Origin of the sequence: Mesorhizobium sp. Root695 (genome assembly GCF_001428185.1) — a bacterium.
Taxonomy (GTDB): domain Bacteria; phylum Pseudomonadota; class Alphaproteobacteria; order Rhizobiales; family Rhizobiaceae; genus Mesorhizobium.
Window position 1 is genome coordinate 423,681 of sequence record NZ_LMHO01000023.1, and the last position, 14,371, is coordinate 438,051.

At 60.9% G+C, this 14,371-nt stretch carries 14 protein-coding genes and 2 pseudogenes; 3 read left to right on the plus strand and 13 right to left on the minus strand.

Features of this window, described 5'->3' with window-relative positions; all coding sequences use genetic code 11:
• Nucleotides 1–109: 109 nt before the first annotated feature.
• The 11 genes and pseudogenes from ASD99_RS21160 to ASD99_RS35510 all read right to left on the minus strand — a co-directional run.
• A complete protein-coding gene (locus ASD99_RS21160; RefSeq protein WP_057144768.1) occupies nt 110–463 on the minus strand; it encodes a hypothetical protein in 354 nt (117 codons plus the stop codon).
• A 30-nt stretch (nt 464–493) separates the two neighbouring features.
• On the minus strand, nt 494–1,798 hold the full coding sequence (locus ASD99_RS21165) for an HlyD family type I secretion periplasmic adaptor subunit (RefSeq protein ID WP_056591093.1): 1,305 nt from the start codon (nt 1,796–1,798) through the stop codon (nt 494–496).
• On the minus strand, nt 1,798–3,543 hold the full coding sequence (locus ASD99_RS21170; RefSeq protein ID WP_057144924.1) for a type I secretion system permease/ATPase: 1,746 nt from the start codon (nt 3,541–3,543) through the stop codon (nt 1,798–1,800). The genes ASD99_RS21165 and ASD99_RS21170 overlap by 1 nt, the downstream gene beginning before the upstream one ends.
• Before the next feature lie 379 nt (nt 3,544–3,922).
• On the minus strand, nt 3,923–4,603 hold the full coding sequence (locus tag ASD99_RS21175; protein WP_057144769.1) for a transposase: 681 nt from the start codon (nt 4,601–4,603) through the stop codon (nt 3,923–3,925).
• A gap of 663 nt (nt 4,604–5,266) precedes the next feature.
• Nucleotides 5,267–5,767 carry a hypothetical protein gene (locus ASD99_RS34885; RefSeq protein ID WP_156389040.1) on the minus strand — a complete coding sequence of 167 codons (501 nt, stop codon included), beginning with the start codon at nt 5,765–5,767 and terminating at the stop codon, nt 5,267–5,269.
• Nucleotides 5,768–5,953: 186 nt separating this feature from the next.
• Nucleotides 5,954–6,286, minus strand: a pseudogene (locus tag ASD99_RS21185) (ABC transporter permease subunit); the annotation flags it as partial.
• Entirely contained in the window at nt 6,287–7,309 is a 1,023-nt protein-coding gene (locus ASD99_RS21190) for a zinc-binding alcohol dehydrogenase family protein (RefSeq protein ID WP_057144926.1), read from the minus strand.
• A 104-nt stretch (nt 7,310–7,413) separates the two neighbouring features.
• Nucleotides 7,414–8,280: a sugar ABC transporter substrate-binding protein gene (locus ASD99_RS21195; RefSeq protein ID WP_413813947.1), complete on the minus strand. Its 867-nt coding sequence runs from the start codon at nt 8,278–8,280 to the stop codon at nt 7,414–7,416.
• Nucleotides 8,281–8,422: 142 nt separating this feature from the next.
• Nucleotides 8,423–9,208 (minus strand): ATP-binding cassette domain-containing protein, encoded by a 786-nt coding sequence (locus tag ASD99_RS21200; RefSeq protein WP_057144771.1) that lies wholly within the window; start codon nt 9,206–9,208, stop codon nt 8,423–8,425.
• Entirely contained in the window at nt 9,205–9,747 is a 543-nt protein-coding gene (locus ASD99_RS34890) for an ABC transporter permease (RefSeq protein ID WP_244497841.1), read from the minus strand. Before ASD99_RS34890 ends, ASD99_RS21200 begins: the two co-directional genes overlap by 4 nt.
• 77 nt (nt 9,748–9,824) lie before the next feature.
• Nucleotides 9,825–10,025 (minus strand): annotated as a pseudogene (locus ASD99_RS35510) (ABC transporter permease); the annotation flags it as partial.
• Between ASD99_RS35510 and ASD99_RS35515 the strand changes: the two are divergent.
• Nucleotides 10,014–10,205: a hypothetical protein gene (locus ASD99_RS35515; protein WP_413813944.1), complete on the plus strand. Its 192-nt coding sequence runs from the start codon at nt 10,014–10,016 to the stop codon at nt 10,203–10,205. The pseudogene ASD99_RS35510 and the gene ASD99_RS35515 sit on opposite strands and share 12 nt — an antisense overlap.
• 218 nt (nt 10,206–10,423) lie before the next feature.
• Entirely contained in the window at nt 10,424–11,338 is a 915-nt protein-coding gene (locus tag ASD99_RS21210; RefSeq protein ID WP_056591078.1) for a GntR family transcriptional regulator, read from the plus strand.
• 137 nt (nt 11,339–11,475) lie between these two features.
• On the opposite strand, the gene ASD99_RS21215 is transcribed toward ASD99_RS21210, so the two are convergent.
• The gene (locus ASD99_RS21215) at nt 11,476–12,069 is read right to left on the minus strand and encodes a DJ-1/PfpI family protein (RefSeq protein ID WP_056591072.1); all 594 of its coding nucleotides are present in this window, start codon (nt 12,067–12,069) and stop codon (nt 11,476–11,478) included.
• A 165-nt stretch (nt 12,070–12,234) separates the two neighbouring features.
• Entirely contained in the window at nt 12,235–12,933 is a 699-nt protein-coding gene (locus ASD99_RS21220; RefSeq protein WP_056591068.1) for a GntR family transcriptional regulator, read from the minus strand.
• Nucleotides 12,934–13,107: 174 nt separating this feature from the next.
• Here ASD99_RS21220 and ASD99_RS21225 point away from each other — a divergent pair, with 174 nt between their 5' ends.
• On the plus strand, nt 13,108–14,337 hold the full coding sequence (locus ASD99_RS21225) for an iron-containing alcohol dehydrogenase (RefSeq protein ID WP_057144772.1): 1,230 nt from the start codon (nt 13,108–13,110) through the stop codon (nt 14,335–14,337).
• Nucleotides 14,338–14,371: the final 34 nt, after the last annotated feature.

A 14,371-nucleotide genomic window follows, 5' to 3' on the forward strand; every position in this document is an offset into this window, starting at 1 on the left:
CAGCGCCGTGACTTCCCGGCGAAAGGGCAGTGCGTCGCCGATATCGGCTTCATGCATAGAAACAATGACTTAAAGCGCGTCGCATGAATCCGTTTCGACGCGACGCGCTTTAGGCGATCGGGTCCGGCGCCACAGCGTCGCCGATGACCTTGATCGAGCGGATGCCGCTGTCGGCCCATTCGTCCCGCCGCGCCTTCAGCTCGTGCCAGACGCCGTCGTCCTGTTGGCGCGACGTCACCAGCACCACGGCATCCGCGGCGATGTCACGTTGGCTGCCCGTATAGGCGCAGGCCGTGGCAACACCGCCCGCCGCGATGCGCGTCACGGTCCGGTTCAGCACGATCTCGACGCCGAGTTCGGCCAGCCGGCGGTGAATGGCGCCCTGCTCCAGCGTGTTGGGGGTCCAGTCGGACACATAGGCCGACGGCGTCACCAGCGTCACCTTCGCGCCCTGGCGCGCCATCAGAGCGCAGCAGCCTTCCAGCCGCCGGGCTCACTCTTCCCTGAAAGCCCGCTGTATCTGATCGGCCAGCGGCTTTACAAGGTAGGACAGCATGGTGCGGCTGCCGGTCGAGAAGAACGCTTCGACGGGCATGCCCGGCGCCAGGGTCAGACTTTTCAGTTTTTTCAGCTCCGTGCGCGGCAGGCTGACGCGAACCGTGTAAAAGGCCGCGCCGCTTCGCTCGTCGACGCTGAGATCGGCGGAGATTTCGCTGACGCTGCCATTCAGTTCCGGTGTCACGCGCTGATTGAACGCCGAGAGCTTCAGTGTCACGTCCTGACCGAGCGAGAGCTGATCGATGTCCTGCGGCGCGATGCGGGCCTCGACGGTCAGATCGTCGGCCACCGGCACCACGAGCATGATCACCTCACCCGGCGAAATGACGCCGCCGACCGTATGAACGGCAAGCTGGTGAACCACGCCATCCTGCGGACTGCGAATATCGATGCGTTTGAGCTGGTCTTCGGCTGACACCTTGCGTTCGACGAACTCGGATATTTTCCCCTGGACATCGCGAAGCTCGGCTGCAACCTCGCTGCGCAGATCCTGGTCGACCTGGATGATCTGCAACCGGGTCTCGGCGATCCGGCCTTTCGCTTGCGCAATCGATGCGGTCAGTTGCCCGTGTTCGCCATCGAGTCGAACCGCGTCACGCTCCAGCGCCGTCATGCGGTCGATCGAGACAAGCTTCTTGAGCCAGAGTCTGCGGATGCTGTCGAGTTCGGTGCCGATCAGTTTTATTTCCTGGCTCTTGGCCTCCCGTTGTTCGGTGAGCCCCGAGGCCTCTTCGGCAAGCTGCGCGATGCGTTCCTCCAACTGAGCCTTCTGCCCGGTGCGAGCCTGCCGGCGAAACTCGAACAGCGACTGTTCGCCAGCCATGGCGCGCGCAACGGCGGTGTCATCCCGCCGCGAGGTCAGCGCGGTTGGGAAGGCGATGTCATTGTGGTCATCCCGTTCGGCTTCGAGACGGGCCAGCCGAGCCTCGAATTCGTCAAGTCCCTTGGTGACGATGGCGAGGTTGGCGCGGGTGACGGTTTCGTCGAGACGGATCAGGACCTGACCGGATTTCACGGCATCGCCTTCGCGCGCCAGAATATCGCCGACCACGCCACCGGTGGGATGCTGAACCTTCTTGACGCTGGAATCGACGACCATCTTTCCCGACGCGATCACGGCGCCGGAAAGCTCCGTGACCGCCGCCAGACTGCCGGCGCCGCCGACGAGAAGGATGCAGGCGGCCACGCCGCCAAGCAGATAGCGCCGAATGGTCCGATCGATGGTGGGGGTCACGGTCATCAGGATACATTCTCTTCAGGTGCGGGCACGACCTTCAAGGGAACGCCGGCCGGCCGTGTGACCTTGTTCAAGACTTCATTCTTCGGGCCAAACGCCTGGACGCGGCCGTTGGCCATCACCAGAACCTGGTCGAGGCTTGCGAGCGCGCTCGGGCGGTGCGCCACGACCACGGCGATGCCGCCGCGCGCGCGAACCCCCTGGATCGCTTCCGTCAACGCGGCCTCGCCTTCGGCATCGAGGTTGGAATTCGGCTCGTCGAGAATGACCAGGAAAGGATCGCCATAAAGAGCCCGCGCCAGCGCCACCCTTTGCCGCTGGCCTGCCGATAGCGCCGACCCGGCCTCGCCGATCCGCGTTTCGTAGCCCTCCGCCAAATGCACGACGAGGTCGTGAACGCCCGCCGCCCGGGCCGCTGCCAGTATCTTGTCCGAAGCCGCCTGAGGTTCGAAACGCGCGATGTTTTCGGCGATGGTGCCGTCGAACAGCTGTACATCCTGCGGCAGATAGCCGATATGAGTGCCGAGCTCTTCCGGCGACCACTGGTCGAGCGTTGCTCCGTCCAGCCTAACGGTTCCACGCATGGGGAGCCATATCCCGGCAATCGCGCGGACCAGCGACGACTTGCCCGAAGCGCTCGGGCCGACGATGCCGAGCCCAGCGCCCTTCTCCAGCGCAAAGTTGGCGTCCTGGACGACAACGCGGCGTTCCCCCGGCGGCGTGACGCTGATGCCTTCGACCGCAAGAGCAGATGTCGGCGCCGGCAGGTCGACACTGGTTGCGGTTTCGGGAAGCAGGGCCAACAACTGAGTCAGCCGGGCCCAGGCCTGGCGGGCATTGACGAAACCTTTCCAGTGCGCGATCGCCAGTTCTATCGGCGCCAGCGCCCGGCCCATCATGATCGAGCTGGCGATCATGATGCCGCCTGTCGCTTCCTGATGGATGACGAGCCAGGCGCCGATCGCCAGTATGCCCGACTGCAGCATCATGCGCAGGATCTTCGAGACCGTTCCCAAGGTGCCGGCCAGATCGCTGGCTTTCGCATTGGTGCTGAGATAGTCGGCGTTGATATCAGACCAGCGCTCGGCAATGCGTGAGCCGAAGCCCATCGCCTGCAGCACCTCCACATTGCGGCGCGTCGCCTCCGCAAGCGTGTTGCGGGCGGCCGCCTGGCTGTTGGCTTTTTTGGCGGGCTCGCGTGTGCGGGCCTCGGCAAACAAGGTCAGGCCGAAGAGTATGACCGCGCCGGCCAGCGCCGTCATGCCGATCCAGAAATGGAAGAGGAAACATATGCCGAGGTAGAGCGGCATCCACGGCAGGTCGAAAAGGGCCGTTGGGCCGACGCTCGACAGAAATGACCGGACCTGATCGAGATCGCGCAGGGACTGCAACCCATCGCCCGCCAGTTTGGTGCGCAAAGGCAGGCGCATAAGGGCGGCATAGACCTGGCCGCTCATGCGCGCGTCGAGTGCCATGCCGATGCGCACGAGCAGACGCGACCGGATGAGTTCGAGCACGCCCTGAAAGACGAACAGCGTGCCGGCAAACACGACAAGCCCGACAAGCGTCGGCACGCTGCGGCCGGGAATGACGCGATCATAGACCTGCAGCATGAAGAACGAGCCGGTCAGCGCCAGGATGTTGACCACGCCGCTCATCAGCCCGATGCCAGAAAAAACGCGGCGAAACGAAGCCAGAACCGCCGCGAGGGTCGTTCGCGGCGGCTCTGATGGACGGGGCTGCTGCATCGCGTTCAAGTGCATTCCAGTTCAGGCATCAGGCGGCGATGAACTGGAAATCGCAACCTGCCCAACGTCGGCACGCCTAGGATCGGCAATGCCAAGCGTGGCGCCCGACATGAAACTCTCCGCCGCTTTTCTGGGTTTGAGGGCGATGATCGCCCGCGCTACCCCCGGAAGCAAAAATTGGTAACACACCCGTGACGGCCTGTTAAGAGCCCGCGAAGAAACGGACAAGCTAATCCTCGCCTATTCATAAGAAGAATCTAATTTACAATTTTATATATTGTACATGTATGGATAGGATTTATTTCGGCACGATGGAGCCAGAAAACTCTCAACAGAACCAAGTATTCATGCGGCTTAGCGTCAGCGCGAATTACGGGAATTACGGTGACAGTGCACTATTTTCTTTTCGCCGCCTGCCTCGCTTTCCCGGCCTTACGGCTTTTCCAAGTTGCCCGGCAATCCGATCCAGAAATGCCTCACTGCCCACCGGGCGACCGATGCTCTCGGCCTTACGCAATGCGTCGAAAGCCGCGACATCCGTCTCGAGCAGATCGAACAGCCCAGTCGACGACGGCAACCGGTCCTTCATCGGCCCCAGATCCGTAACGCCGTCGGGTTCATCCGTCAGATGCGCCCGAGCGCTTGACCAGGGCCAGTCTGCGGCCTGCTTGACCAACCTCGCGCGTACAGGGTTCAGCCCCACATAACGCACTGCCGACAAGAGATGATCCTCGTCCATGGCAACAGTGCCGAAGCGACCCTGCCAGAAATGCCCGGTTTTCTTTTGCCGCGCGTGAATGGTCCCCGCATAGGCGCGGTGCACCTTGGCGAGCGCGCGCCGCAGCCCATCCGGATCGGCCGGCGTCAGGATGAGGTGTACGTGGTTCGGCATCAGGCACCACGCCCAGATGCCGACATCGGCGACGCGGCAATGCTCGACCAGGAGGTTTTTGTAGAGCGCATAGTCTTGCGGCGTGAAAAACACTTTGGCGCGCCCGTTACCCCGCTGGGTTACGTGATGCGGCAGACCGGGAACGACAATGCGAGCGAGGCGAGCCATGGGGGCAATCTACGCATAATGGCGGTCGGACGAATATGGCAAAAAGTGCACTGTCACCGTAATTCGAGCGCATAGTCTTGCGGCGTGAAAAACACTTTGGCGCGCCCGTTCCCCCGCTGGGTTACGTGATGCGGCAGACCGGGAACGACAATGCGAGCGAGGCGAGCCATGGGGGCAATCTACGCATAATGGCGGTCGGACGAATATGGCAAAAAGTGCACTGTCACCGTAATTGATGTATGGATAGGAGTCATTTTGACACGATGGAGCCAGGCAACTCCCAACGGAGCCAAGTATTTATGCGGCTTCGTGTCAGCACGGCCATTGGCAACCCCAAAGGCGACGGTTTGCCGGATATTCATCTCCACGGCTGTAGGGCAACTCCACCTGACTGGCTGTGGCGACCGGAACCTGGCGAACGGTTGCAGGCCCTCAAGACAACAAAAGCTGTGATTAATCGGCCCCGCGCGCCTTCGCCAATATCCGCATCACATCGGCATTTGTAGTAATCTCACCTTGAAGACCTTGGCGATGAGCTGCTGGCAAGCGAAGAACGCGTGCGATTTGGACAGCAAGTACGGTGCACAAAACGGCAGCCGGCGAACATGGCAAAACGTGCACTGTCACCGTAATTCCACAATGTGACCGGTTGGATGCTTTTGGTCATTGCCTGATGAATACGCCCGTGTAGGTCTGGCCGGCAAGCATAACGGTTCCGGCCAGGGTTCCGTCGGGCAGCATCATAAAACTGACGTCCGCACCATTCGGGAGGCGCCCAAGCTTCAACGTAGTCCCTACAATTTTTCCTGCTCCGGCGGCCTCTCCCGGATTGTTGTCGCCCAGCATTCCCCACGCAAAGGTGACCGTCACTTTGCCGTTCGGAGAGATCGTCTGCACAGCGACTTTGGCTTCATCCGTCCCCTCCAATCGTCCAACCCACATACCCGAAAATGCGGCGTACTTTGTTGGAACGCCCTTCGCAGGGGGAGTGATTGTCACGGATTGATCCATGATTGCGGAGCCAGGAGGAACGGCGGCGGCAGGTTGAGGAGGAACAGCAACAGGACCGGACGCAGGTTCGAGAGCGGCTGATTGCGGCGCTTCAGGAGCCGATTGGCACGCGGCCAGGGCAAGTGCCGCGAAGCCCAGCATCGTGTTCCGCATCAAATTCTCCACCTCGTTCACAAGCTGTCGGTGGGCAGCAGACCCGCCGAGTTCCACATCATTCTACACCACCGCCCTATGCATTGCGTATAGCACTTTACATCCGCGCACCGAGCTTGTCGGCGGCTCGCCGATCTCAAATCACGGCTTCTTCCAGGAACGGCTCATTGCGCTCTATGCGTTCGTAACAGAACGCGCCACGCCGATGATGATCCCGCCGGCAAGCGTCCCCCATAGGCTGCCGAGGCCGCCGATGATCACCGCCTCGAAGGCATAGATCAGCCGCGCCGGCCCGATCGAGGGGGCGAAGTTCGCCCGCATGCCGAGATAGAGCGCCGCCAGCGTCACCACGACCATGGCGATCCCGGTGGCGATGGCGAAAATCCGCTTCGGCTCTATCCCCATCAGCCCCGCCGTCACGGCGTCGTCCCAGGTGGCGCGGAAGGCACGGCCGAGGGCGGTGTGGTAAAAATGGCCGTTGAGCGCAATGATCGTCACGATCGCCGAGGCAAAGGAAAGTCAACCAGATGCCGCCACGTCGATGACGGCCTTGATCAGACCGGATTTCTGCAGCGCCCAGATCGCGATATCGCGTGGGCTGTCACGCAGGGTGGTGCGGTGGGTGACGAGTTGGTCGATTGGTATTTTTCCATCACGGATCGAGGCAATCACGTGCTGAAAGTCGGCCTGCGTCGCGTTGCGACTGCCGATCAGCATCATTTCCCGCTTGTGAAACTCTGGATCAGAGAAGGTTATGTCGTCCTGTACGACGCTGACCATCACCATGACGCCGCCGTGGGCAACATAGGCAAAGGCAGACTGCATCGAACGGCTGTTTCCGGTTGCATCGAAGACGACATCGAAACCTGTTTTGGCGGTTCGCTCCGCTATCGTCTCAATGATCGATCCCTTTGAGCCGTCGATCACCAGGAAGCCTTGCTTTGCTGCAAAAGCCAGCCGCTCGGCATCGACGTCCATGACGGTCACGTTCTGTCGCGCTATGCGGGCAAAAAGCGCGACACCAAGGCCGATCGGGCCGGCGCCGATGACCAAGGTTCGATTGCCCGGCCCGGCCATGGATCTGCGGACCGCATGAGCACCGATGGCCAGAAATTCGACCGTGGCCGCCTCGACAGGTGACAGGCCGACCGCCGATATGAGATTCTGCGCCGGCACGAGAATCTGCTCACTCATGGCACCGTCACGGTGCACGCCAAGCACTTCTATCGCGATGCAGCAGTTCGGCTTGCCATGGCGACAGGCCGAACAATTTCCGCAGGCTAGATAAGGATTGATGAGGACCTGCTGTCCGACCGACAGGCCCGCAGGCGCGTTGATTGCCGCGATCGTTCCCGAAAACTCATGGCCCATGACGCGCGGATAGGCGAGATAAGGATGCCTGCCTTCGAAGATGTGGTAATCGGTTCCGCATATTCCGACATAGGCGACATTGACCAGGGCCCAGCCTTCCGGGGGACTGCCTGGCGCCTGCTGCTCCTCGAACACCAGCTTGCCGGGCTCGGCGCATCGGACGACTTTGATGGTGGGGTCCATGGATGTAATTTCACCCCTTCGCTAACGGAAGTTGTATTGGCCCGACAATGGAAAAATGGTCCGGCGGAGTAATCCGCCGGACCATCGGTGGCTCACTCGAAGTCCTTGACGTTCTGCAGCGTCACGAGGCCGGCGCCGGTATCCACATTGGCCTCGACCGCCTCCCCGCGGATCGCCTTGACGACGGTGTCGATGCCAAGCTCGCCCATTTTTGCCGGAAATTGTGCAACGCTGGCATCTTCCGCGCCCGACTTGATCGCTTCGATCTCACCGCAGCAGGCGTCGAAGCCGACCAGGATGATCTTGTCGTTGGCAATGCCGGCATTGCTGATCGACTTGACGGCGCCCGGGATTGGCGGGCCGCAGGCAGCGTAGATCGCCTTGAGATCGGGATTGGCGGTCAGGATGTCTTCGGTCACTGACGTGCCAAGTTCGAGCGTGCAGTTGGTTGCACCCTTGCCGACGACCTCGACCTTGACCTCGCCGAGGCCCTCCATCATGCCGGTGACGCGGTCGTCCAGAGCCGGCACTCCGGGAACGCCTTGCAGGATTCCGATCTTGTCGCCGCTCTTGAGCACGGTCTTCAGGTACTCTCCGGCGATCTTGCCGCCGTTGAGATTGTTGGTCGAAACCAGTGCTGTCTGACCTTTCCAGTCAGGAATGCTGTTGTCGACGAGAACCACCTTGACGCCGGCAGCGACCGCCTTGTCGAGCGCCGGCGCAACGGTCGGATCGACCGGAGTGATCGCCAGACCCTTGACGCCTTGCGTGATCATGGACTCGATCAGGGCGATCTGGCCTTCGATGTCGGTAGCCGCCTGGCCCTGGCCGGTGACGAGTTCGATCTCGGGATGAGCGGCCGCGTATTTCTTGGCGGCATCCTCCATGGTCGAGTAGAACGGCACCGGGAATTTCGTAATCAGACCGACCTTGATCTTGTCGGCGGCCGAAGCCGGCATCGCAAACGCAACGGCGATCGCCAGCCCAGCGAACAGTTTTAGGTTCATTGGCATTCCATTCCTCCCTTGGAATTGAGGCGTCTTCCGGCGGAAGTCGCTTCAGGCATTTGCGGACCGGAACGGTCCCCAAATCTCGAACGGATCAGGCTCCAACGATCATGGAAACCAGCTCCTGCTTATTGTCCTTGGTCGGCACAAGTTCACCAACCTTGCGGCCCTGGCGAAGCACCACGGCGCGATCGGCAAGTTCGACGACATGTTCCATGTTGTGGGTTATCAGGATGACGGCGTTGCCCTGGTCACGCAGGGCGGCAACCAGGTTGAGCACTTGCCGCGATTCACGCAGGCCAAGTGCGGCGGTCGGTTCATCGAGCATCACGACCTTGCGGGCAAACACAGTCGAGCGCGCCACGGCGATTGCCTGCCTTTGTCCGCCCGACATCATGGCGACCACGGCATCCAGCCGCGGCAGCGTCACCTTGAGATTTGCCAGCAGAACGCGGGTTTCGGCGTCCATCTTGCGCTGTTGAAGAAATCGCAGGCCGCGCGGAAGCCATTGCGGGCCAGCCAGCTCACGACCGGCAAAGAAATTCTGTCCCGGCGTCAGATTGTCGAACAACGCGAGATCCTGATAGACGGTCTCGATGCCGGCGAAGCGCGCATCCGCAGGGGAGCGTATCTGCGTTGGCGCACCGTCCAGGAGAATCGCGCCGGCATCGAGTTGGTGCACGCCGCTGATGCATTTGGTCAGCGTCGATTTGCCCGCGCCATTGTCGCCGAGCAGGCCGACGATCTCGCCTCGCCGCACCTCGATGCTGACATCATCCAGGGCCAGAACCGAACCGAAACGTTTGGTGGCACCGCGGACCGCCAGCACGGGATGGTCGGCGGTGACATAGTGATCGGCATTGACTGCAACGGCGCTCATGACTGCCTCCCGGCTTGCATGACACGCACACGCCCTTCGAGATAGTTGCGCAGCACGTCGGACTCGACCGCTATGACGATGACCACGCCGATGACGATCAGTTGAAAAAAAACGTTGACATTGAGCAGGTTGAGCGCGTTGCGGATAACGCCAATCATGAGCGCGCCGATCAAGGCATGGCCAAGATGGCCGCGGCCGCCAAGAAAACTGGCGCCGCCGATGATCACCGCCGCGATCGTATCCAGTTCCAGCAGATTGCCGAACAAGGGCGAACCGGCGTCGGTACGGCCGGCAAGGATGACCGCGCCGATGCCGGCGCACAGCCCAGAGATCACATAGACCGAAACCAGGACCCAGGACACGGGAATGCCCATGCGCACGGCGGCATCCGGTCGGCCGCCAACGGCATAGATCCAGCGCCCCCACACCATCGTTTTGGCCATGATGAAAAGGACCGCGGCAACGCCCGCGACCACGAAAACCGATCCAGGCAAACCCCAGACCGCCTCGCGGCCAAGCGCATCGATGGTATCTGGCATTCCAGGGTGGCGCGCCCATCGGCCAGCCGGAGCGCCAATCCCTTGGCGATGCTCAACGTGGCCAGTGTGATGATGAAAGGATGCGGCAACCGGCCGAAAACGTAGAAAAGCCCGTTGATGGCGCCGACCGCCGCACCGGAGGCGATCATCACCGCGATCACAGCGAAGGCGGGGGCGCCGGCATGAAAGCTCAGCGCGCCGACGACGGAAGCCAGCGCGACGTTGGAGCCGACGGAGAGATCGATACCGCGTGTCAGGATGACCAGATGCTGCCCCATCGCCACAACGGAGATGACGGCGGTCTGGGCGAGGATGTTGCTGAGGTTGCGCCCTGTCAGGAAATAGGGGGACAGAAAGCTGAGAACGACGATCAGCAACGCCAGGATGACGACCGGACCAGCGCTCAGCAGGACAAGGCCAAGCGCAAGACCGGGAACGGCTTCTTGCTTCCTGGGTGATGGCAATGCGGCCTCGCCGACAGTGGTGCCGGTGTCTCCCGTTTCAGGCAAAGCTCCCCTCCCCGCCGAGGCTTGATGCAAGCCGCGTCGTCAAAAACTCAGATCGTGTTCAGGTCCTCTTCTTATCGATAAAAAACAACTGGCACGGTTGGGTCAAGTTGTTTTTTATGGATAAAGTTCATGTTAGAAAGAACAAGGTATTGTTTGGGAGAGGTCCAATGCGAACCGATACCGTCTACAAGAAGGCGTTCAACCGCGCCGCTAGTATGCTGCGCGATGGACAACTGGTCGGTGAACTTCCCTCGGAAAATGAGCTCAGACGGCGAATGTGCGTCAGCCGCACGACCGTCAGAAAGGTTCTACGAGAACTTGTTCACCGCGACCTCGTTACTGAGCGAGATGGCTTCAAGGCGACAGGCCGCGCAGTCGACGACAACGACTACTATCCGGACGTCGAGACAACGACTCGCGCCAAGCATGTCGAACAACAATTCATGGAGTGGATGCTGCGGGGTGACACCAGGCCCGGAACCAGCATCAACGAGCTTGAGCTAGCGCGGCAATTCAATGTTGCGACGAACGGAATTCGCGAGTTCCTGATCCGCTTCAGCCGGTTCGGACTGATTGAAAAAAGACCGAATACAGGCTGGCTTTTCAAAGGCTTCACCGAAGACTTCGCACTTGAATTGTTCGAGATCCGGATGATGTTCGAACTGCGTTCAGCACAACTGTTTTCACAGCAACCTGACAGTTCTCCCCTATGGTCGAAGCTCGCCGCGCTCAAGATGGCGCATGCCGACCTGCTGGAACGAGTTGAAAGCCGCTTTCACGACTTCTCCGGCCTGGACAACCGGTTTCACCGGCTCATAAACGAGGCGTCACCAAACCGCTTCATCGATGATTTCTACGACATCATCACCTTCATTTTTCACTACCATTATCAGTGGAACAAGCAGGACGAAAAGCAGCGCAACCTTGCCGCGCTGCATGAACACATCGCCTATATCGATGCGCTCGAGAGCCGCAACGCCGCTCGGATCGAGGTGGCCTGCCGCACGCATCTGGCCTCTGCAAGGGAAACGCTGATGCGTTCGCTTATTGGATTGGATGAAACGAACATTGTTGCACAGTGAAAGGGCTTGCTCCTGACTATGGCGCACAATCAGGAGCAAAGCAGGCAGTTTCACTCTGAAGCCAATTTGGCGATGACAAGCCCCGCTCGAGAACGACGAAACCGACGCATCCGTTGGGGATGCGTCGGCGCCAAGGGCTACGCGTGGCGGATTTCGGTTCCCAGCACCTTGAGGCATTCGCGGATGAACGCCGCAAGCGCCGTCCAACCTTTGGCCGAAACCATCGTCCCATCCACATAGGCGTCGGTGGGGGACAGATCGATGTAGGTGCCGCCAGCAAGCGTCACCTCCGGCTCGCATGCCGCGAGCGCCGCCACCTTCTTGCCACGGACGACGCCGTCGACCGCAATTAGAATCTGGACGCCGTGGCAGATCGTGAAGATCGGCTTTTTGGCCTCGTGAAAATGACGCACCATCGCCTGCACGCGCTTGTCGGTGCGGATGTATTCAGGGCCACGACCGCCGGCGCAGTAAACAGCGTCGTATTGGCTCAGCTGCTTCTCGGCGTCGGAAAAGGTCTTGTTGATCAGCGCGTTGTGGCCGGGCTTTTCGGTGTAGGTCTGATCGCCCTCGAAGTCGTGCAGCGAAGTCTTGATCAGGTCTCCGGCGCTTTTGTCTGGGCACACGACATGAACCGTGTGGCCGACCGCCTCCATCGCCTGCTGGTAGACGAAGATTTCGTATTCCTCGGTGAATTCACCGGTCAACATAAGTATCTTTTTGCCTGGCATGGTCTTCCTCTCGGCTTGTGACAAAGCGAGGTGCACTTCGCGCCTCGCCTCCTGGGGATCGAAATCGGGTCAGAACGGGGAGTGGGGAAAATCTCCTTGGCGTTGGCCTGGGCGATAAGCGGCGCGTCGAGCTTGACGGTGCTGCGGACAGGCGACATCGCAATGCTACTCGAACGCAGGCAGGAGCCGGTCGCGCGAATTCTCGATGTGCGCACGCATGGCCTTTTCGGCGGCGTCGGAATCGCCCGCGGAGAAGGCTGCGAGAATAGCCTCGTGCTCGTCGAGCGCCTCTTCGGTCACCCGCGAGTGATACATCAAGCGGAAGATATGGAAGTGGGTATGCTGGTGATTCAGTGTCTCGCGAATGAGCTCGTTCTGGGCGAATTCGACGATCTTGTCGTGGAAGATCGCATCCTGACGGGCAAAGTTCGAATAGCGCAGGCGTTCGTCTTTCCCCACCCGCCGGGCCATGACGCCAGCCGCCTCCTGCAGCACGGCAAGGCGCTCGTCGTCCAGTGTGGCGGTGGCCTTGGCCGCGGCAGCAGGCTCAAGCAGAAGGCGCAGCTCGTAAAGCTCGTCAAAGCGCCGACGGGTGATTTGCGGGGCGGCCCGATAGCCGATCAGGTGGGTCTTCAACACCAGGCCCTCACCCTCCAGCCGGCCAAGCGCTTCCCGAATGGGGGTATGCGAGACGTTGAATTCCTTGACGAGATTGTCGACGGTGATGCGCGATCCCGGAGCAATTCTCAAAGACATCAGTTGCGCGAAGATTGCCTCGTACACGTCGCCAGCAAGACTGTTGGCGCGCTGGATGCGGCCGGTCGCGCGGGCTTCATTGTCAACCGTCAGGTCCGTGTTCTGCATTGTTTTGCCCCTTGACAGAAGCATCCACTAACACGATGCTCCGCCCGATTCAATAGTATATCCTATACGATTTAATAGGGGATATCGAATGATAATGATCCGGAGCGTCGAGGCCGGTTTCTGGAACGCAGTCAATTCTCTTGGCTCCCAATCCGTCTTCGAAGGATCCTGTGCATGAGCTTGTTTGCAGCAGCGCGCCTGCCGCGCGAGATCCTGTTCGGCAAAGGCCAGCGCCATGTGCTGCCTGCCGTTGCCGTCAGATATGGGCGCCGCGCATTCGTCTGTACGGATGAGCGTTTCGCGGCGACATCGCAGTTCGCAGAAATTCTTGCTGGCTTGCACAACGCGGCGATAGTCACGCTGGTCTACGACCTAACGCTGCCGGATGTGCCCCGCGACAGCGTCGCCGCCTGCATAGCGGAGGCGAAGGATTTCAAGCCGGACATGGTGATCGGAATCGGCGGCGGCAGTTGCCTCGACATGGCAAAATGCGCCGCGCTTCTGCTCAGCCATGGTGGCAAGCTCGAGAATTACTATGGCGAGTTCAAAGTACCGAGCCCCACCCTTCCCGTGATCGCAGTGCCGACAACCGCCGGGACAGGCTCCGAGGTAACCCCCGTGGCCGTGATCTCCGACCCGGATCGGACGCTGAAAGTGGGCATCGCGAGTCCTCATCTCATCGCCGCCGTGGCGCTTTGCGATCCGGATCTGACGGCGACCTGTCCACCGTCCCTGACGGCGATCGCCGGCGCTGACGCGCTGACGCACGCAATCGAGGCTTTCACAGCGGCCAAACGCGGCGCCGATCCCAATTTGCCGCAACAGCACGTCTTCGTCGGCAAGAGTGCTCTGACCGACCACTTCGCGCTTCTGGCTATCAAGCTGCTGGGCCGAAGTCTGGAAAAGGCCTATCGCGACGGATCGGACGAGACGGCGCGCGCCGACGTGATGATGGGAGCACTGGCCGCCGGTTGCGCCTTCGGCACGGCGGGAACGGCGGCCGCCCATGCGGTGCAGTATCCCGTCGGCGCGCTTACCCACACTCCGCATGGTCTGGGCGTCGCCACTATGCTGCCATATGTGATGAGCTACAACCTTCCTGCCGCAGCTGCGGAGATTGCCGAAGTCGGCACCGCTCTCGGCTTTTCCCATCAGGGCGGCGGCGATGCCGATGCATTGGCGCACGCCACCATCCGGGAGGTGAGCCGGCTGTTTGGCGCACTCGGCATCACAGCGACATTGGCCGAACTGGGTCTCCCAGAGGACAAGATCGACTGGACGGCCGAGCAGGCGCTCGGCATCGATCGGTTGATCAAGAACAATCCCCGTCCCTTCGACTTCGCCGCGATGCGACGGCTGGTCAGGGCTGCTTATGACGGCGACATGTCCGCCACCATGATGTGATCGACCAGGAGCTCATCCAATGAATATTGCCGCA

Excerpts from the sequence above, each read along its gene's own strand:
- ASD99_RS21175 (WP_057144769.1), bottom strand. The coding sequence starts at position 4,603 with ATGGCTCGCCTCGCTCGCATTGTCGTTCCCGGTCTGCCGCATCACGTA.
- ASD99_RS21170 (WP_057144924.1), bottom strand. The coding sequence starts at position 3,543 with ATGCAGCAGCCCCGTCCATCAGAGCCGCCGCGAACGACCCTCGCGGCG.
- ASD99_RS21165 (WP_056591093.1), bottom strand. The coding sequence starts at position 1,798 with ATGACCGTGACCCCCACCATCGATCGGACCATTCGGCGCTATCTGCTT.
- ASD99_RS21215 (WP_056591072.1), bottom strand. The coding sequence starts at position 12,069 with ATGCCAGGCAAAAAGATACTTATGTTGACCGGTGAATTCACCGAGGAA.
- ASD99_RS21220 (WP_056591068.1), bottom strand. The coding sequence starts at position 12,933 with ATGCAGAACACGGACCTGACGGTTGACAATGAAGCCCGCGCGACCGGC.
- ASD99_RS21160 (WP_057144768.1), bottom strand. The coding sequence starts at position 463 with ATGGCGCGCCAGGGCGCGAAGGTGACGCTGGTGACGCCGTCGGCCTAT.
- ASD99_RS21195 (WP_413813947.1), bottom strand. The coding sequence starts at position 8,280 with ATGCCGGCTTCGGCCGCCGACAAGATCAAGGTCGGTCTGATTACGAAA.
- ASD99_RS21200 (WP_057144771.1), bottom strand. The coding sequence starts at position 9,208 with ATGAGCGCCGTTGCAGTCAATGCCGATCACTATGTCACCGCCGACCAT.
- ASD99_RS21225 (WP_057144772.1), top strand. The coding sequence starts at position 13,108 with ATGAGCTTGTTTGCAGCAGCGCGCCTGCCGCGCGAGATCCTGTTCGGC.
- ASD99_RS35515 (WP_413813944.1), top strand. The coding sequence starts at position 10,014 with ATGCTGCCCCATCGCCACAACGGAGATGACGGCGGTCTGGGCGAGGAT.
- ASD99_RS21210 (WP_056591078.1), top strand. The coding sequence starts at position 10,424 with ATGCGAACCGATACCGTCTACAAGAAGGCGTTCAACCGCGCCGCTAGT.
- ASD99_RS34890 (WP_244497841.1), bottom strand. The coding sequence starts at position 9,747 with ATGCCAGATACCATCGATGCGCTTGGCCGCGAGGCGGTCTGGGGTTTG.
- ASD99_RS34885 (WP_156389040.1), bottom strand. The coding sequence starts at position 5,767 with ATGCGGAACACGATGCTGGGCTTCGCGGCACTTGCCCTGGCCGCGTGC.